Below are 15,749 nucleotides of genomic sequence, written 5' to 3' on the forward strand. Positions count from 1 at the left end.
TTGCACCGCATATTTTTCGAATAGTCAATTGACGATGCTCCCATCCTGGCTCCCACTACTGCTGCTGCTCGCCCTGCTCGCCCTGGCCGTCTGGCATGACGTGCGCGCACGCCGCATCCCGAACGCCATCGTGTTCCCGGGTGCGCTGCTGGCGCTGGCGCTGCATGCATTTCTGCCGGCCGGCGCGGGCCTGTTCGGCACGCCGATGGGTGGACTGGGCATCATGTCGGCCCTTGGTGGCCTCGGTATCGGCCTGGCCATCCTGCTGCCGATGTATGCGTTCGGCCTGATGGGCGCGGGCGATGCGAAGATGCTGGCGATGGTCGGCGCCTTCGTGGGCGCCGGCGATATCGCCGCGGTGGGCATCGCCACGCTGCTGGCGGGCGGACTGCTGGCCCTCGCCGTGGCAATCCGGCAGGGCATCCTGCGCCGGGTGCTGGACAGCACATACCGGACGGTGCTGCATGCGGGCCTGTCGCAAATGAAGGGCGGGCTCGCCCTGCCCGCGCCGAGCGGACGCCTGCCGTATGCGGTGGCGATCGCCGGCGGCACGCTGGCTTGCCTGGCATGGCGCCACGCATACGGGGAGCTGCCGCTGTGAGCGCGCTGCCGCCGGCGCCGGCCGATGCGCGCGCGCCCCGCACGGTGGAAGACACCGGCCTGCCGTTCCTCTTCCTGGCCGAACTGGTGGCCAAGGTGCTGCACCAGCGCGGCCAGATGCGCCTGCCGGAACTGGCGTCGCACCTGAAGCTGGGCGTGGGTGTCATCGATCCCCTGATCGTTTTCCTGCGCGCCGAGAAGCTGTGCGAAGTGGCCCGCACGGGCAACAGCGGCACCGATGCCGACATTTCCTACCTGCTGACGGAAGGCGGCCGGCAGCGCGCCGCCGCGGCCCTGGGCCGCAATGCCTATGCCGGTCCGGCGCCGGTCACGCTGGCCGCCTACACGGCCCAGGTGCAGGCCCAGAGCGTGGCCGGCGTGCACGTCACGCGCGCCCACATGGCCGCCGCGTTCGACGGCATCGTGGTCAATCCGCGCGTGCTGGCGCAACTGGGTTCGGCCATGAATTCCGGCCGGGCGCTGTTCCTGCACGGCCAGGCCGGCAGCGGCAAGACCTACCTGGCCGAGCGCCTGCGCGACCTGCTGACGGGCACGATCGCCGTACCGTACGCGCTGATGGTGGACGGCGAAGTGATCCCGTTCTTCGACAGCGTGCAGCATACGTATCTTGCCAACGACATGGCGGCCGATACCGTGGCCGCCGGCACGGGCTTCGACCGGGGCACGGCGCCCGACATGCGCTGGGTACGCGGCGTGCGCCGGCCCGCGGCGCTGGCCGGCGGCGAACTGACGCTGGACATGCTGGACCTGCGCTTCGACCCGCACACCCGGCTGTACCAGGCGCCGCCGCACCTGAAATCGAACAACGGCATTTTCATCATCGACGACCTGGGCCGCCAGCGCTGCTCGCCCGAGGCGCTGATGAACCGCTGGATCGTGCCGATGGACCGCAACGTCGACTACCTCACGCTGCATACCGGCCACACGTTCCGGGTACCGTTCGACGTGATCGTCGTCTTCTCGTCGAACTTCGTGCCGCACCGGCTCAGCGACGGCGCGTTCCTGCGCCGGCTGGGCTACAAGATCGAAGTGCCGGCGGCCTCGAACGACGAGTATGCGCAGCTGTTCCGCCAGGCGTGCGCGCAGGCCGGCCTGCCGGTCGACGGCGACGCCTTCGCCGATGCCTTCGCCTACCTGCTGGAATGCCACCGCGAGCGCGGCGTGCCGCTGCTGGCCTGCCACCCGCGCGACCTGGTGCGCCAGCTGCGCGACCTGGCCCGCTACGAGGACCGCGCGCCGGAACTGAGCCGCCGCACGCTGGACTGGGCGTGGGACAACTACTTTGCCGCGGGTGGCCAGCATGGCTGCGCGCCCGAGCTCGAACGCCGCGACCGCGGCACGCAAGAAACCCGATGGGAGAATCATTGATGAACAAATCCAGATCCCTGCTGATCGTGGGCGTGGCGCTGTTGCTGGCGCTGGCCGCGGTGCTGCTGGCCGCCAAGTGGATGGGCGAACAAGGCGCCGCCGGCACCCGCGTGGCCGTGGCCAGGGCCGACATCGGCCAGGGCACGCGCCTGGAGACCGCCAGCGTGCAGCTGGTGGACTGGCCGTCCGGCTCCGTGCCGCCCGGCGCGGTCACCGACCCGAAGCTGCTGGCAGGCCGCGTCACCCGCGGCGACATCGCCAAGGGTGAACCCGTCCTTGAATCGAAGCTGGCACCGCCGGGCACCACGGGCGGCCTGTCCGCCGTGGTGGCCGAAGGCAAGCGCGCCATGACGGTGCGCGTGAACGACGTGGTGGGCGTGGCCGGCTTCGCGCTGCCGGGCAACTATGTCGACATCCTCGTCAACCTGCAGGCCGCGGGCGGCGACACGGGCGAGCGCGAGCAGTCGATCTCGAAGATCGTGCTGGAACGGATCCTCGTGCTGGCCGTGGCGCAGGAGTCGAGCCGCGACGACACCAAGCCCCGCCTGGTCAATGCCGTGACCCTGGAACTGGCGCCGGACCAGGTGGAAAAGCTCGACCTGGCGCGCAGCATCGGCTCGCTGTCGCTGGTGCTGCGCAACCAGGTCGACCCGCAGCCGGCCAACACGGCTGGCGCCACGCGCGAATCCGTGCTGGGCCTGCCGCCGCTGAAACCGGTCGCTTCCGTTCCTGCCGCCGCTCCCGTGCGCGCGGAAGCACCGCAGCGCCCGGCCGCCCCCTCTCCCGTACGCCGGACCGAAGGTGTACTCGTGATCCGCGGCCTCGACGCCGCTTCGCAAGCCATTCATTAAAAGCCCGTCATGAAACATCTTCCCCAAGTACGCAACAAGGCCCTGCTGGCCGGCGCCCTCGCGCTGGCGGCCGGCTCCAGCTTCGCGGCGCCGGACTGCATCGCCCTGCACGGCGGCGGCGACGCGCAAACGCTGCAGCTGGTGCGCGGCAAATCCACGCTGAAACGCTTCTGCACGCCCGCGGCCCAGGTGACCGTGGGCGCGCCCGAGATCGCCAACGTGGTCGTGCCCAACGCCAGCGAAGTGGTGATCGTGGCCCGCAGCGTGGGCACCACGAACCTGATCGTATCAAGCCGCGACGGCCGCTCCACCGTGTTCGACATCGCCGTGGCGATCGACACGGCACCGCTGCGCACGCAGTTCGCCGCGCTGTTCCCGGCGGAGAAGGACGTGCACATCGACAGCACCGGCAACGCGCTGGTGTTGTCCGGCATGGTGAGCGACTCGGCCGTGGCCGCCCAGCTCGTGGCGCTGGCCACCGCCTTCCAGGAAAGCGCGCAGGCATCGGCCGGCGCCGGCAGCCCGTCCGCCGGCGGCGTGGGCGCCGCATCGGCAACATCGCCGGCGGCCGCTTCGGGATCCAACGCGCCGAAAGTGCTGAACATGCTGGCGGTGGCTGCGCCGCAGCAGGTGCTGCTGGAAGTGAAGATCGCCGAAGTGTCGAAATCGCTGGTGGACCAGCTCGGCGCGAACCTGGGTTTCTCGAAGACCAACGGCAACTGGACCTATGGCATCGCCTCCAGCCTGCTGGCGGACACGGGCAACGTGCTGGGCGCCGTGAAGAACGCGACCACCCAGCTGGTGATCGACGGCCAGAAGCGCGACGGCCTCGTGAAGGTCCTGGCCGAACCCACGGTGATGGCGATCAGCGGCCAGGAAGCCAGCTTCCTCGCTGGCGGCAAGATCTTCATACCCGTGGCGCAGAGTTCCGCCACCGGCGGCAACACCATCACGCTGGAAGAAAAGGAATACGGCGTGGCCGTGAAGTTCACGCCGACCGTGCTGGCCGGCGGGCGCATCAACCTGCGCGTGGCGCCGGAAGTATCGGAACTGAACCGCGAAGGCATCGGCATCAGCAGCGGCACGTCGGGTGGCACGGCGATCCTGCCCGCGTTCACCACGCGCCGCGCCAGCACCACCGTGCAGCTGCAGGACGGCCAGAGCTTCGCCATCGGTGGCCTGATCCGCAACAACGTGACCAGCAGCATCAAGCGCTTCCCGTTCCTGGGCGACGTTCCCGTGCTGGGCACGCTGTTCCGCAGCAGCGATTTCCAGAACGACCGCACGGAGCTCGTGTTCATCGTGACGCCGCACCTGGCCAAGCCGCTGCCGGCCGCGCCGCGCCTGCCGACGGACGACTACGTGCAGCCGAGCCGCGCAGAGTTCCTCATCGGCGGCCAGCACGAAGGCCCTGCCCGTTCCACCCCCGCCGCCACTGCTGCGGCCCCTAAGGAGCAACCATGAATATCTTGCGGATGACCGCCGTGACGCTGGCCTGCCTTGCAACGCTGTCCGCATGCGCTACCCGTCACCCGGCGGGTACGGGTTCCACCGTGCGCGCCGTGATGGCCAGCCAGATGCTGCCGGCCACGCCGCAGCCGGCCCGTGGCACGGATGCCGCGGCCGCCATGGCCGGCTATGCCAACTACCAGCGCTCGTACGTGACGCCTGTGCCGCAGTCCGACGGCGTGATGATCGGTTCCGGCCTCGGCGGAAAGTAAGGAACAACCATGAAAATCGCAGTCCTGTCGCGCGACGACCGCCACCTGATCGAGGTGGCGCGCCAGTTGCGCAACCGCCCCGGCGCCGATGAAGTCGACATGATCGCCGGCACCCCGGCGCGCCTGACCACGCTGGCCGACGATGCCGTGCCCGACGTGCTCGTGGTCGACCAGCCGCGCGCCGAGGAAGGAGAGCTCGACCAGCTCGAACGCCTGGGCCACCTGTTCCCGCGCATGGCGTTCGTCGTGCTGACGGCGGACCTGTCGCAGGAATTCTTGCTGCGCGCCATGCGCGCCGGCGTGCGCGAGGTATTGCCGGCCAATCCGGCCGCCGCGGCGCTGGAACAGGCGCTCGACCGCGTGGCCGAGAAACTGGGCTCGCAGGGCGGCACGAACGGCAAGGTGCTGGCGTTCATTTCCTGCAAGGGCGGCAGCGGTTCGACGTTCCTGGCCACGAACCTGGCCTATGCACTGTCCGCCGGCGGCACGAAGCGCGTGGCGCTGATCGACATGAACCTGCAGTTCGGCGACGCGTCGCTGTTCGTCTCCGACATCAAGCCGCTGGCCACCCTGTCGGACGTGGCCACGCAGATCCACCGCCTCGACCCGTCGTTCCTCGCGTCGAGCATGGTCAGCGTGACGCCGAACTACAGCGTGCTGGCGGCGCCGTCCGATCCGGCCCACGCGAGCGACGTGAAGCCCGAGCACATCGACGCCATCGTCAAGCTGGCGCGCCGCCAGTACGACTTCATCGTGCTGGACGTGGGCCGCAGCCTGGACCCGGTCAGCATTCGCGCGCTCGACCATGCCGACACGATCTATCCGGTGCTGCAGATGACGCTGCCGTACATCCGCGACGGCAAGCGCCTGCTGACCGTGTTCCGCAACCTGGACTACGGCAAGGACAAGATCGAGCTGATCGTCAACCGGCACGACAAGAACAGCGATATCCGGCTGAAGGATCTCGAGGATGCGTTCGAGACGAGCGTGCTGCGCACGATGCCGAACCACTATGACGCGGCGGCGAAATCCGTGAACCAGGGCGTGCCGATCACGCGCCTGGCGCCGGAAAGCCCCCTGTCCGCCGCGCTCGAAGAAATGGCACGCGGCCTCACGGGCGACGCCGCACCGCAGCAGGCCGGCAGCCTGATTTCGCGCCTGTTCGGGCGCCGCGCCGCGTGAGCGGCACTTCCCCACCATAACGGACTCTCGGGAACCCCACGATGAACATGCCCTCCTCCTCCCTGCGCGAACGCCTCGGCAATGGCACGCCGCGCCCCACCGCGCAGCGCGGCCCCATCGACAACCGCGCCTATCACCAGCTGAAGAGCCGCATCCACGAAGCACTGCTCGACCGGATCGACCTGGAAAGCATGCAGCGCCTGTCGCAGGACCAGATCCGCCAGGAACTGCGCATCCTCGTCGAGCGCCTGCTCGAGGAAGAGATGGTGGTCATCAACGACGCCGAGCGCAAGACCCTCACGCGCGACATCCAGAACGAGATGCTGGGCTTCGGCCCGCTGGAACCGCTGCTGGAAGATCCCACCGTGTCCGACATCCTCGTCAACACGCACAAGCAGGTGTACGTGGAACGGCGCGGCCGCCTCGAGCTGACCGACGTGACGTTCACCGACGATGCGCACCTGATGAAGATCATCGACAAGATCGTCTCGCGCGTGGGCCGCCGCATCGACGAATCGAGCCCGATGGTCGATGCGCGCCTGCCGGACGGTTCGCGCGTGAACGCCATCATCCCGCCGCTGGCGATCGACGGTCCGGTCATGTCGATCCGGCGCTTCTCGGCCGACCCGCTGCGCCTGGCCGACCTGGTCTCCTACGGCAGCATGACGGCCGACATGGCCGAGGTGCTGCAGGGGCTGGGCAAGGCCAAGGTGAACATCCTGATCTCGGGCGGCACGGGCAGCGGCAAGACCACGATGCTGAACGTGATCTCCGGCTTCATCAGCCAGACCGAACGTATCGTGACGGTGGAAGACGCCGCCGAACTGCAGTTGCAGCAGCCGCACGTGGTGCGCCTGGAAACGCGCCCGGCCAATATCGAAGGCAAGGGCGAAGTCACGCAGCGCGCCTTGGTGCGCAACGCGCTGCGGATGCGCCCCGACCGCATCATCCTGGGCGAGGTGCGCGGGGCCGAGGCGCTGGACATGCTGGGCGCAATGAACACGGGCCACGAAGGCTCGATGGCCACGATCCACGCCAACACGCCGCGCGATGCGCTGACACGCCTGGAAAACATGGTCAGCATGGCGGCCGCCACGCTGCCGGCGCGGGCGATGCGCCAGCAGATCAGTTCCGCCGTCGGCGTGGTGGTGCAGGTGTCGCGCCTGACCGACGGCAAGCGCAAGGTGCTGTCGATTTCCGAAGTGACGGGCATGGAAGGCGACGTCATCACGATGCAGGAAATCTTCTCGTTCAAGCAGACCGGCGTGGCCGACGACGGTGCCGTGCAGGGCCACTTCAGCGCCAGCGGCGTGCGCCCACGCTTCGCCGAGCGGCTGCGCACGTTCGGCGTGACACTCTCCGCCGGCGTGTTCGAGCCGCGCATGGAGCCCGTGCGATGAATACCACGTTCGCCCTGTTCGTGGTGCTGCTGTTCGCCGCGGTGGCGCTGCTGGTCTGGGGCGTCTACACGGGCTGGATGGCGCACCGCGATCCGGAGGCGGAACGGGTGGCGCGGCGCCTGCGCGGCATCATCGGCGGCGAGACACGGGAATCGGACGTCACCATCGTCAAGGAACGCCGGCTCGGCGAGAGCGCCGAGATGGATGCGCTGCTGCGCCGCCTGCCCGGTATCCGCCTGCTGGACCGGATGCTGGTGCAGGCGGGCGCCCGCTACCTGGCGGCGCGCCTGCTCGCCCTTTGCGCCGCGGGCTTCACGGCGGGCCTGCTGGCGGCCGCCTGGATGGCCCTGCCGGCCTTTACCTGGCCGCTGGCCGGCGCCGCGGTGGCAAGCCTGCCGCTGCTGCACCTGGCGCGTGCCCGCGAGCGCCGCCTGGCGCGGTTCGAGCGCCAGTTGCCCGAAGCGCTGGACATGATGAGCCGCGCCATGCGTGCCGGCCACGCGTTCCCGACCGCCGTGAAGCTGGTCGGCGACGAGATCGCCGCACCGCTCGGCGAGGAATTCAAGGCCGCGTTCGACGAAGTGAACTTCGGCATCGGCATGGGCGACGCCCTGAACAACCTGGCCCAGCGCGTGCCCAGCATGGACCTGCAGTATTTCGTCGTGGCCGTGCTGATCCAGCGCGAGACGGGCGGCAACCTGACGGAGCTGCTGTCGTCGATCAGTGCCATCGTCCGCGACCGCCACCGCCTGCTGGGCCAGGTGCAGGTACTGTCGGCCGAGGGCCGCATGTCGGCCTGGATCCTGTGCCTGCTGCCGTTCGGCGCGGGCGCCATGATGTATGCGGCCAATCCCCAATCGATGGCCGTGCTGGCGACCGACCCGGGCGGCCGCAAGCTGGTGGGCATCGCCGCGCTGATGATGGTGGTCGGCGTGCTGGCCATCCGCAAGATCATCCGCATCCGCGTGTAACGCTGAAGCATGAAAACGCCAATCATGAAAAACGCGACCCATGAATAAAGTACAGATCCTGATCCTGGCCGCCGTGTTCGTGCTCATTTTCGGCGCGGCCGTGCTGGCGATGCTCGTGCTGACCCGCGACCCCGTCAAGCACCGCCTGTCCACGCTGGACGAGCGCGACAGTTCGGCAACGTCGGCGGCCGCGCCGCCCGCGCACGACTGGCTGCAACGCCTGTCGCGACTGGCCGAACCGCTGGCGAAACTGTCCGTACCCGCCGAGGGATGGGAAAACTCGCCCGTGCGCCTGCGCTTCATCAACGCAGGCTGGCGCGGCCCGTCGACGCCGGGCCTGTTCCATGCCGGGAAGACCGCGCTGACCGTCGGCCTGCCGCTGGCGACGTGGCTGCTGCTGGCGGGCGATTCCCAGCGCGATGCCAGCATGACGTTCCTGAGCCTGGCGATCGCGGGCGCTCTCGGCTACTACGCGCCCGACCTCGTGCTCAGGCGCCGGATCGCCAACCGCCAGCGCGAGATCTTCGAGTCGTTTCCCGATGCGCTGGACCTGATGACCGTGTGCGTGGAAGCGGGCCTGGCGATGGATGCCGCGCTCGCCCGGGTGGGCGCGGAGATCGGCCTGAAAAGCGCGGTGCTGGCGGAGGAGCTGCAACTGGTGACGCTGGAACTGCGCGCCGGCAGTGCCAAGGACAAGGCGCTGCGCAACCTGGCCCTGCGCACCGGCGTGGAAGACGTGGATTCGCTGGCGAAGATGCTGATCCAGGCGGACCGTTTCGGCACCAGCATCGGCGTGGCGCTGCGCATCCAGTCGGAACAGCTGCGTACGCGGCGCCGCCAGCTGGTGGAAGAAAGCGCCGCGAAGATCGCCACGAAGCTGCTGTTCCCGCTGATCTTCTTCATCTTCCCCGCGCTGCTCGTGGTGCTGCTGGGACCGTCCATCATCCAGATCACGAAGGCGCTCACGCCGATGACCGGGATGACAGGGTGATGCCCGCCGCCGGCGCGGATGTCAGAGCGATGTCGGTCATGTATGCGGTGGCGGCAGTTGATATTTTGCCACCACCGCAGTGTACCGGCCCGGCCGCCCTCAGCGCTCGGTTTCCGCCAGCAGATCCACCACCGCCAGCCCGGCCAGGTCCTGCTCCGTGTTGCCGGCAAACGCGGCGCGGCTGGCGGGGGCGCCCTGCAGCCAGGTGCGCACGACCCGCTTGATGTCTTCCTGCGTGCAGCCCAGCACGCCGCTCCTGAACTGCTGGCGGATCTCCGGGTTCACGCCACGGCGGCGCAGCTGCCACGCGGCCCGCACGCCATCCCACGGCGCATCCGGTTTGTCCAGGCCCTGGATGACGCTGATGACGGCTTCCTCCACCTGCTCGTCCGTGTAGTCCGTGGCCAGCACCCGGTCCAGCGCGGCCTGGAAATCGGCGTAAGTGCCGGCCAGGCGTGGATCGCGGTAGGACGACATCGAGAACACACCCGTGTCGCCGGCATAGCCGGCGCTGCCGCCGTACGCACCGCCCTCTTCGCGCAGCAGCGTGTGCAGCGCCTGGTGCGTCAGCAGCTCGGCTGCCACGGCCAGCGCGGCGGCATCCTCGTGGCCGACCGCCGGCGCCGCCCAGGCGATGACGCAGTGGTTGACCTGGCTGGCCGCGTGCAGCGCGGCATTGGCCAGGGGCAGCGGCTCCGCCTGCGCAGTGGCGGCCGATGCGGTTGCAGGCGTCTGCGCGGGCGTTCCGGCTGCCGGAAGAGAGCCGGCTACCAGGCCCGCCAGCTCCTGCCCGTCGTCGCCGCTGCCGCCCGCCAGGATGGTGGACGGGCTGGCCACGACGGCGCCATGCACGCGCGCCAGCTCGGCGGCGATCGTGGCCAGGCCTTCGGGCGTCTCCGCCAGTTCCTGCAGGCGCCCGATGAAGGGCAGCGAGGCAGCGCCACGCGTCGCATCGTGGAAGCGGCGTGACGGCGCGAACGGCGCGCCGGCGGCCAGCGCGGCATAGCCGTTGCCCGCCTGCGCCAGCCCGGTCAGCGTGTTCTCGACCTTGCTCTCGATGAGGAAGGCCAGCCGCTCGTGCTCGTCGAAGCGCGGCTGGCCGATGTAGGTGGCCAGCACGTTCGCGATGTTCGCGTGTTCCTCGCGCAGGCCGCTGGCGGCGAACGCCAGGTCGAGCTGCAGCGCGCCCGCGACGGACTGCGTGGCCCGCAGGTCGACGCTGAACGACGGCACCATGCGCTGGCGCCAGGCGCCCGCCTCCGCGTAGTTCGATTCCCCGACACCCAGGTCGTCGCGCAGTTCCGCATACAGCGACAGCCACGGCCAGTCCGCAGCGGCGATTGCCGACACGTCGAACATCACGCTCGCATACGAAATGCCGTTCGACGCGATGCTGGCAGCGTATGCGGCATCCTTTACCTGCACCAGCGGCTGCAGCGTGCGCGGCGCGGGGCTGACGTCCGAAGGCCGGATGCGCGGCAGCAGGTGCGTTGCCACCGGCTGCTGCTGGCGCTCCTGCAGCGCTGCCGCATCGGCTTGGATGCGCGCGCGGTCCGCGTCGTCCAGCGCTGCTTCCGCGACGGCCAGGCGGGCGCGCTCGGCTTCGTCGCGTGCGGTGAAATAGGCGGCGTCCGGCACGACCGTCGTCTCCAGCCGGGCAGGCGACGCGAGCAGGCCGCGTACCAGGTTCTTGAAATAGTCGGGATCGGCGATGTCGCGTTCCAGCCCCGCCAGCACGGCCTCGTTGTCGAAGGCGCCAATGACGTCGCCATCGCGCATCGCCACCGGCAGCGCCGCCAGCAGGCGTTCCAGCACGTTCGGCACGTAGCCGCCGCGCGTATCGCGCTGCTGGTACTTCAGGTCGCGCAGGGCGGCCTGCAGGGTAGCAAGCGGCACGCCGGTTTCCGCCACGCGCTCCAGCGCCGACCACATGTGCGCCCGGGCCAGCGGCACCTGCTCTTCCGTCAGGCCCTCCATGCCGAGGTGGAACAGCATCTGCCGCGCGTTGTCCTCATGTCCGTTGAGCTGCGACGGCCGGCCGTAGCCCGCCGTCTCCATCGCCAGCGTCAGCGGCGCGGCGGCGTCGCCGATCAGGCCGGCCGACAGCAGGCCGGCGTCGAGCGCCACCCGCGGGTCGGCCGATTCGCCCAGCAGCCATGCCAGCTGGATGCCGTATTCGTTGTCGCGCGCTTCCTGCGACGGAATGCGCACCGTGTTGCCGAGCGGCGCGGCCGGAATCGCCGCCAGTTGCGGCACCAGGCGCGGGAAGGCGCCCGGCAACTTGTCCAGCACGCGTTCGGCGATCTGGCGCTGGATGGTGGCGGCGGGGAGCGGGCCGGCCGTCATGAACACGGCCTGCGACGGGTGATAGTGGCTGGCGTGGAACTCCTTGAGCATCGCATGGGTCAGTTCGGGGATCGCGAGCGGGTCGCCGCCGGAGTCGAACGCATACGTGGTGCCGGGCAGCAGGGTGCCGGCGATGCCCTGGTACAGCGCGTGCATCGGATCGGCGAATGCGCCCTTCATTTCATTGAAGACCACGCCCTGGTAGGCGAGCTTGCCGTCTTCGAGCCCGTGGCGCCAGCCTTCCTGCAGGAAGTCCAGGTAGTCGAGTTTCGGGAAGAACGCGGCGTCCAGGTACACATCGAGCAGGTTGTGGAAATCGTTCTCGCTCGTGCTGGCGAACGGATAGACGGTACGGTCGGCATACGTGAACGCATTCATGAACGTGGCGGTGGAGCGCCGCATCATGGCGAAGAACGGGTCGCGCACCGGGTAGCGCTGCGAGCCGCACAGCGCCAGGTGTTCCAGGATGTGCGCGCGGCCGTCGCTGGCGTCCGGCACGGTGGGAAAGGCCACCAGGAACGCCATCTCCGCGCCGGAGTTGGCCAGGTGGATATGGCGCGCGCCGCTGGCGGGTGCCAGGTATTCCTCCACCGTCGCCTGCAGGGAAGGGATCGCGTGCTCGCGGATTTTCTCGAAATGGGTCATGAAAGGTGCTTTTCCAATGTCGTATACAGTGCAGACGTTCTGCGTCCGGAACCGGACCATGCCAGTTCCGCTTTTATTTTACAAGCCCCTGGCGCCGGCCCCCTGCCACTCAGGCGGTGGCCCGCGCCGGCACGCTGAACGACACCGTGCAGCCCTGCCCCGGCCCGCCATCGATACGCAGCGTACCACCGAGCCGGGCGATCCGCTCGCGCATGCCGACCAGCCCCCAGTGCCCCGCCCTGCCGGCCTGCGCCAGTTCGGGGGCCATGCCGCAGCCATCGTCCGTGACGGAGCCTTCGACACCGCTTGCCGAGGCGTGCAGCGAGACGACGATGCGCGCGGCGCCCGCATGCCGGGCACTGTTGACGATCGCTTCATGGATGACGTAGAACAGCTCGTCGGCGACTTCAGCGTCGAGCAGTTCCACGCAGCCGGTGAACGCCAGCTCGACCCGCCCGCGCACCGCCTCCAGTCCCTCGATGGCATGGTCCAGGCGCGCGACCAGGGCGGGCCTCACGGCCTCGCGCCGCAGGTTCATGACTTCGTCACGGGTTTGCTCGATCACGGCATCGGCCCGCGCCAGCGCGTTGCCCAACGATTTTTCCTCGGGCGTGCCCTTCGGCATGCGCATCAGCACCGCATGGCAATTGAGGATCAGCGCGTGCACGCCCTGCAGCAGGTTGTCGTGCAGGTTGCGGGCAATGCGTTCGCGCTCCTCGATGCGGGCCGCCGTTTTCTCGGCTGCCCGGCGCGCCACCGCGGCGATGCGCCAGCGATACAGCGCGAACAGCAGCGATGCGATGGCGATGGCGGCCAGGCTGCGGAACCACGTGGCTTGCCACATCGTGGGTGCGACGTGGAAATCGAAGGTGGCACCCGCCTCGTTCCACACGCCGTCCTCGTTGGCGGCCACGACCTGGAAACGGTAGTGGCCCGGCCCGAGATTCGTGTAGCGCGCCGTCCGCCCGGACTGCGGTTCCTGCCATTCCTGGTCGACACCGGAGAGGCGGTAGCGGAACCGCACACGCTCCGGAATCGACAGCGCGGTGGCGGCGAAGCTGATCTCCACGCCCGTGGTGCCGGCCGCCAGCGTCATGCCCGGCGTGGCGATCGTGTCGCCGGCGCGCGTGTGCAGCGACTGCACCAGCACCGTCGGCGCGCGCGTATTGCGCCGGATGGCGGCAGGGTCGATCCAGCCCACCTGCGACCCGGTTGCGAAATAGACCTTGCCGTCCGCGGCGATGGCGAGCGACGGCAGCGGACGGATCTGCGCCACCTGCCCGCGCAGGCCATCTTCGTGGTTGAACACTTTCCACGGCAGGTGGTGCGACGGATCGGCCCGGAAGCGCTCGAGCTCCGCGGCTGCGACATGGAGCAATCCGTCCGGTCCATGCAGCCACAGGTCGCCGCGCCGGTCCACCCCCATCCCGGAGATGCCGAGGAACGCGGGCATATGCTCCGGCACCAACGGATGCGCCGTATCGCCACGCAGCCATACGATGCCGCGGTCCCCGCCCACGAGCAGCCCGCCATCGGCTTCCAGCAGGCTGAGGATATTGCCGACCGACCCGGCAAGACCCGTGGCGATGAGGCGCACGCCCGTGGCGGTGAGCTCGCCGAGCCTGCCATTGGTGAAGCCGAGCCAGGTACGCCCGGAAGCACCGGTGAGCATGCGGATCGGCGTGGCGTCGCCGCCCGGGATATCGCCGGACAGCTTTGTCCATGTGCCGTTCGAGAACTCGAACAGGCCATGGCGCACGATGGCGATCCACAGTTTCCCGGCCTTGTCCGTGGTAATGCCCTGCACTTCGAAATCCTTGCCGATATGGGCAGGCAGCGGCCAGGCCGCCATTCCCGCCGGCGTCATGTGGAACAGGCCGGAAGGACCGCCGAGCCATACGCTGCCGGCGCTTTCGCGGTGCATGGCGGTGATGCCCGTCAGGCCGGGCAATCGCTTCCTGCCGGCCTGCTGGAGCTGCCACACGCTGCCTTCGGCGCCGCTGGCCACGAGCATGCCGTTGCCGAGGCCCGGCCCGGCCAGGAATCCCAGTTCGGTACCGGGCAGCGGCACCTCGTGCAGGCGGCGCACACGATAGCGCTCCACACCATCGAGGGTGGTGACCCACAGGTTGTTCTCGCGGTCGACCAGCGTGCGGTTGACCATGCGCCCCGGCAGGCCGCCGCCTTCGAACGTCTGGCCCGCGTGCAGCACGCCATCGGCGTCGCCGTGCAGAACCGTGGTGCCCTGGCCGAGCCACGCCCAGACGGTGGCATCCGGCCCTTCGAACAGGGTGTGCTCGCCGGTGTAGCCGACGGTATTGCGCACCGGCTCGGCCACGCCGCCAGGCGAGAACCACATGAGCCGGCCCGTGGCGGTCACGGCGGCTACGCGGCCGCCCACGATCGCCGGAAATGCATTGTGCGTCAGCGCTGCCACGTGGTGGAACCGGGCCGCGTCTTTCGGCAGCGCATACAGGTTTGCGTTCGCCACGGTCCACAGGGTGCCGTCGCGATCGAACTGCGACCACAGGATGAAGCTTCGCGGCGCCGGCAGCCCGGCCATCGCCTTCCAATTGCCATGCCCGGCATCGAGCCGCGCCATGCCCGTACTCGTGCCGGTGTACAGCGTGCCTGCGCCGTCGACGGCCAGCGCGCCGACGGAACCGGCAGGCAGGCCGTCGGCCGTGGTGTAGTGCCGGGCACCGGCGCGCGTGAATGTGGAAACGCCGCCGAACTGGTAGCCCACGGCGATGCCGTCGCGGGTGGCCACCACGCTGACGGGATTATTCGATGGCAGGCGGTGGCCATACACCGCCTCTTCGCGCGTGAAATGCGCACCGTCGAAACTGTAGAGGCCTGTCACGGTGGCGAACCACAGCACGCCATCGGCGTCCTGGGCGATGCCATAGGCCGATTGCGGCGCGCCATCGGCGCGCGTCCAGATGCGGCGCTCGAACGACGGCGCCGCCATGGCGAAACCCGCCGTCGCCAGCTCCCACAGGATCACCAGCCCGAGCAGGATGAAACGACGACCCGACATGCTTTCTCCCACGATTGCAGGGGCGAAGTGTAACCGCTGGGCGGTTTTTCGGTGAAGTGGGCGGTGACATCCCCTGCCTGCCCCCTGGGCAAAACGTCATGGCGGGGCGCAAACGCATGCTGATACAATCGCCGCATGTTAAGCATTCGGCAATGGAAAAGCTTTGTCACGTGGCTGGCGGTCGCCGTTACGCTGGCCGCCGCATTGCTGCCCGCCATGGCGCACGCGCTGTCCGATGACCGGATCGAGAACATCATGCTGGCGGAGATTTGCGCGCCAAGCGGCATGACCTACGACTCGCCCCCGGTCAACGGCGGCAAGCTGCCCGGCAAGCATGCCAGCCACATGGAAGATTGCCCTTACTGCCGCCACGCATCGGACATGCCGGTGCTTCCCGGCGCCGGGATTGCGGTGCCATCCGTGATTGCCGCGGCCTCCGCGCCTCCCCTGTTCCATCTTTCGCCGTCGCCCCTGTTCGCCTGGACCGCCGCGAAGCCGCGCGGCCCTCCCCTCCTCGCCTGACCGGCACGACCGCCAGCCGCGGCACGCTGCGGCACGGTCGCTCCACGCATTCCGATCGCTGTTCCAGCCCGCCTGCCCGCCAGGCCGGGCG

At 69.2% G+C, this 15,749-nt stretch carries 12 protein-coding genes; 10 read left to right on the forward strand and 2 right to left on the reverse strand.

Annotation, left to right across the window (positions count from 1 at the left end; all coding sequences use genetic code 11):
- Positions 1–34: 34 nt before the first annotated feature.
- From ACY65G_RS08365 to ACY65G_RS08405, 9 genes are read left to right on the forward strand one after another with little or no spacing between them, the layout of a single operon-like run.
- Complete coding sequence (locus ACY65G_RS08365) at positions 35–601, forward strand: A24 family peptidase (protein WP_464997063.1); 567 nt, start codon at positions 35–37, stop codon at positions 599–601.
- A complete protein-coding gene (locus ACY65G_RS08370) occupies positions 598–1,989 on the forward strand; it encodes an ATP-binding protein (protein ID WP_464996896.1) in 1,392 nt (463 codons plus the stop codon). The genes ACY65G_RS08365 and ACY65G_RS08370 overlap by 4 nt, the downstream gene beginning before the upstream one ends.
- Positions 1,989–2,840, forward strand: coding sequence for a Flp pilus assembly protein CpaB (gene cpaB, locus ACY65G_RS08375; RefSeq protein ID WP_464996897.1), 852 nt, complete (start codon positions 1,989–1,991; stop codon positions 2,838–2,840). The genes ACY65G_RS08370 and cpaB overlap by 1 nt, the downstream gene beginning before the upstream one ends.
- 9 nt (positions 2,841–2,849) lie before the next feature.
- Positions 2,850–4,304 carry a type II and III secretion system protein family protein gene (locus ACY65G_RS08380; RefSeq protein WP_464996898.1) on the forward strand — a complete coding sequence of 485 codons (1,455 nt, stop codon included), beginning with the start codon at positions 2,850–2,852 and terminating at the stop codon, positions 4,302–4,304.
- Positions 4,301–4,561 carry a hypothetical protein gene (locus ACY65G_RS08385; protein ID WP_464996899.1) on the forward strand — a complete coding sequence of 87 codons (261 nt, stop codon included), beginning with the start codon at positions 4,301–4,303 and terminating at the stop codon, positions 4,559–4,561. The genes ACY65G_RS08380 and ACY65G_RS08385 overlap by 4 nt, the downstream gene beginning before the upstream one ends.
- Positions 4,562–4,570: 9 nt before the next feature.
- A complete protein-coding gene (locus ACY65G_RS08390; RefSeq protein ID WP_464996900.1) occupies positions 4,571–5,743 on the forward strand; it encodes an AAA family ATPase in 1,173 nt (390 codons plus the stop codon).
- Between the two features lie 41 nt (positions 5,744–5,784).
- Entirely contained in the window at positions 5,785–7,143 is a 1,359-nt protein-coding gene (locus ACY65G_RS08395; protein WP_464996901.1) for a CpaF family protein, read from the forward strand.
- Positions 7,140–8,114, forward strand: a complete 975-nt coding sequence (locus ACY65G_RS08400; RefSeq protein WP_464996902.1) for a type II secretion system F family protein — start codon at positions 7,140–7,142, stop codon at positions 8,112–8,114. Before ACY65G_RS08395 ends, ACY65G_RS08400 begins: the two co-directional genes overlap by 4 nt.
- Positions 8,115–8,154: 40 nt before the next feature.
- Positions 8,155–9,105, forward strand: coding sequence for a type II secretion system F family protein (locus tag ACY65G_RS08405; protein ID WP_464996903.1), 951 nt, complete (start codon positions 8,155–8,157; stop codon positions 9,103–9,105).
- Positions 9,106–9,204: 99 nt separating this feature from the next.
- Here ACY65G_RS08405 and ACY65G_RS08410 read toward each other — a convergent pair whose 3' ends face one another.
- Together ACY65G_RS08410 and ACY65G_RS08415 are read right to left on the reverse strand one after the other, a co-directional pair.
- Positions 9,205–12,096 carry an insulinase family protein gene (locus ACY65G_RS08410; RefSeq protein ID WP_464996904.1) on the reverse strand — a complete coding sequence of 964 codons (2,892 nt, stop codon included), beginning with the start codon at positions 12,094–12,096 and terminating at the stop codon, positions 9,205–9,207.
- A gap of 109 nt (positions 12,097–12,205) precedes the next feature.
- On the reverse strand, positions 12,206–15,136 hold the full coding sequence (locus ACY65G_RS08415; RefSeq protein ID WP_464996905.1) for a sensor histidine kinase: 2,931 nt from the start codon (positions 15,134–15,136) through the stop codon (positions 12,206–12,208).
- A 135-nt stretch (positions 15,137–15,271) separates the two neighbouring features.
- Between ACY65G_RS08415 and ACY65G_RS08420 the strand changes: the two genes are divergently transcribed.
- Positions 15,272–15,658, forward strand: a complete 387-nt coding sequence (locus ACY65G_RS08420; protein WP_464996906.1) for a DUF2946 domain-containing protein — start codon at positions 15,272–15,274, stop codon at positions 15,656–15,658.
- The last annotated feature ends 91 nt before the right edge of the window (positions 15,659–15,749 follow it).

This window comes from Pseudoduganella sp. jia 12, from assembly GCF_055502675.1.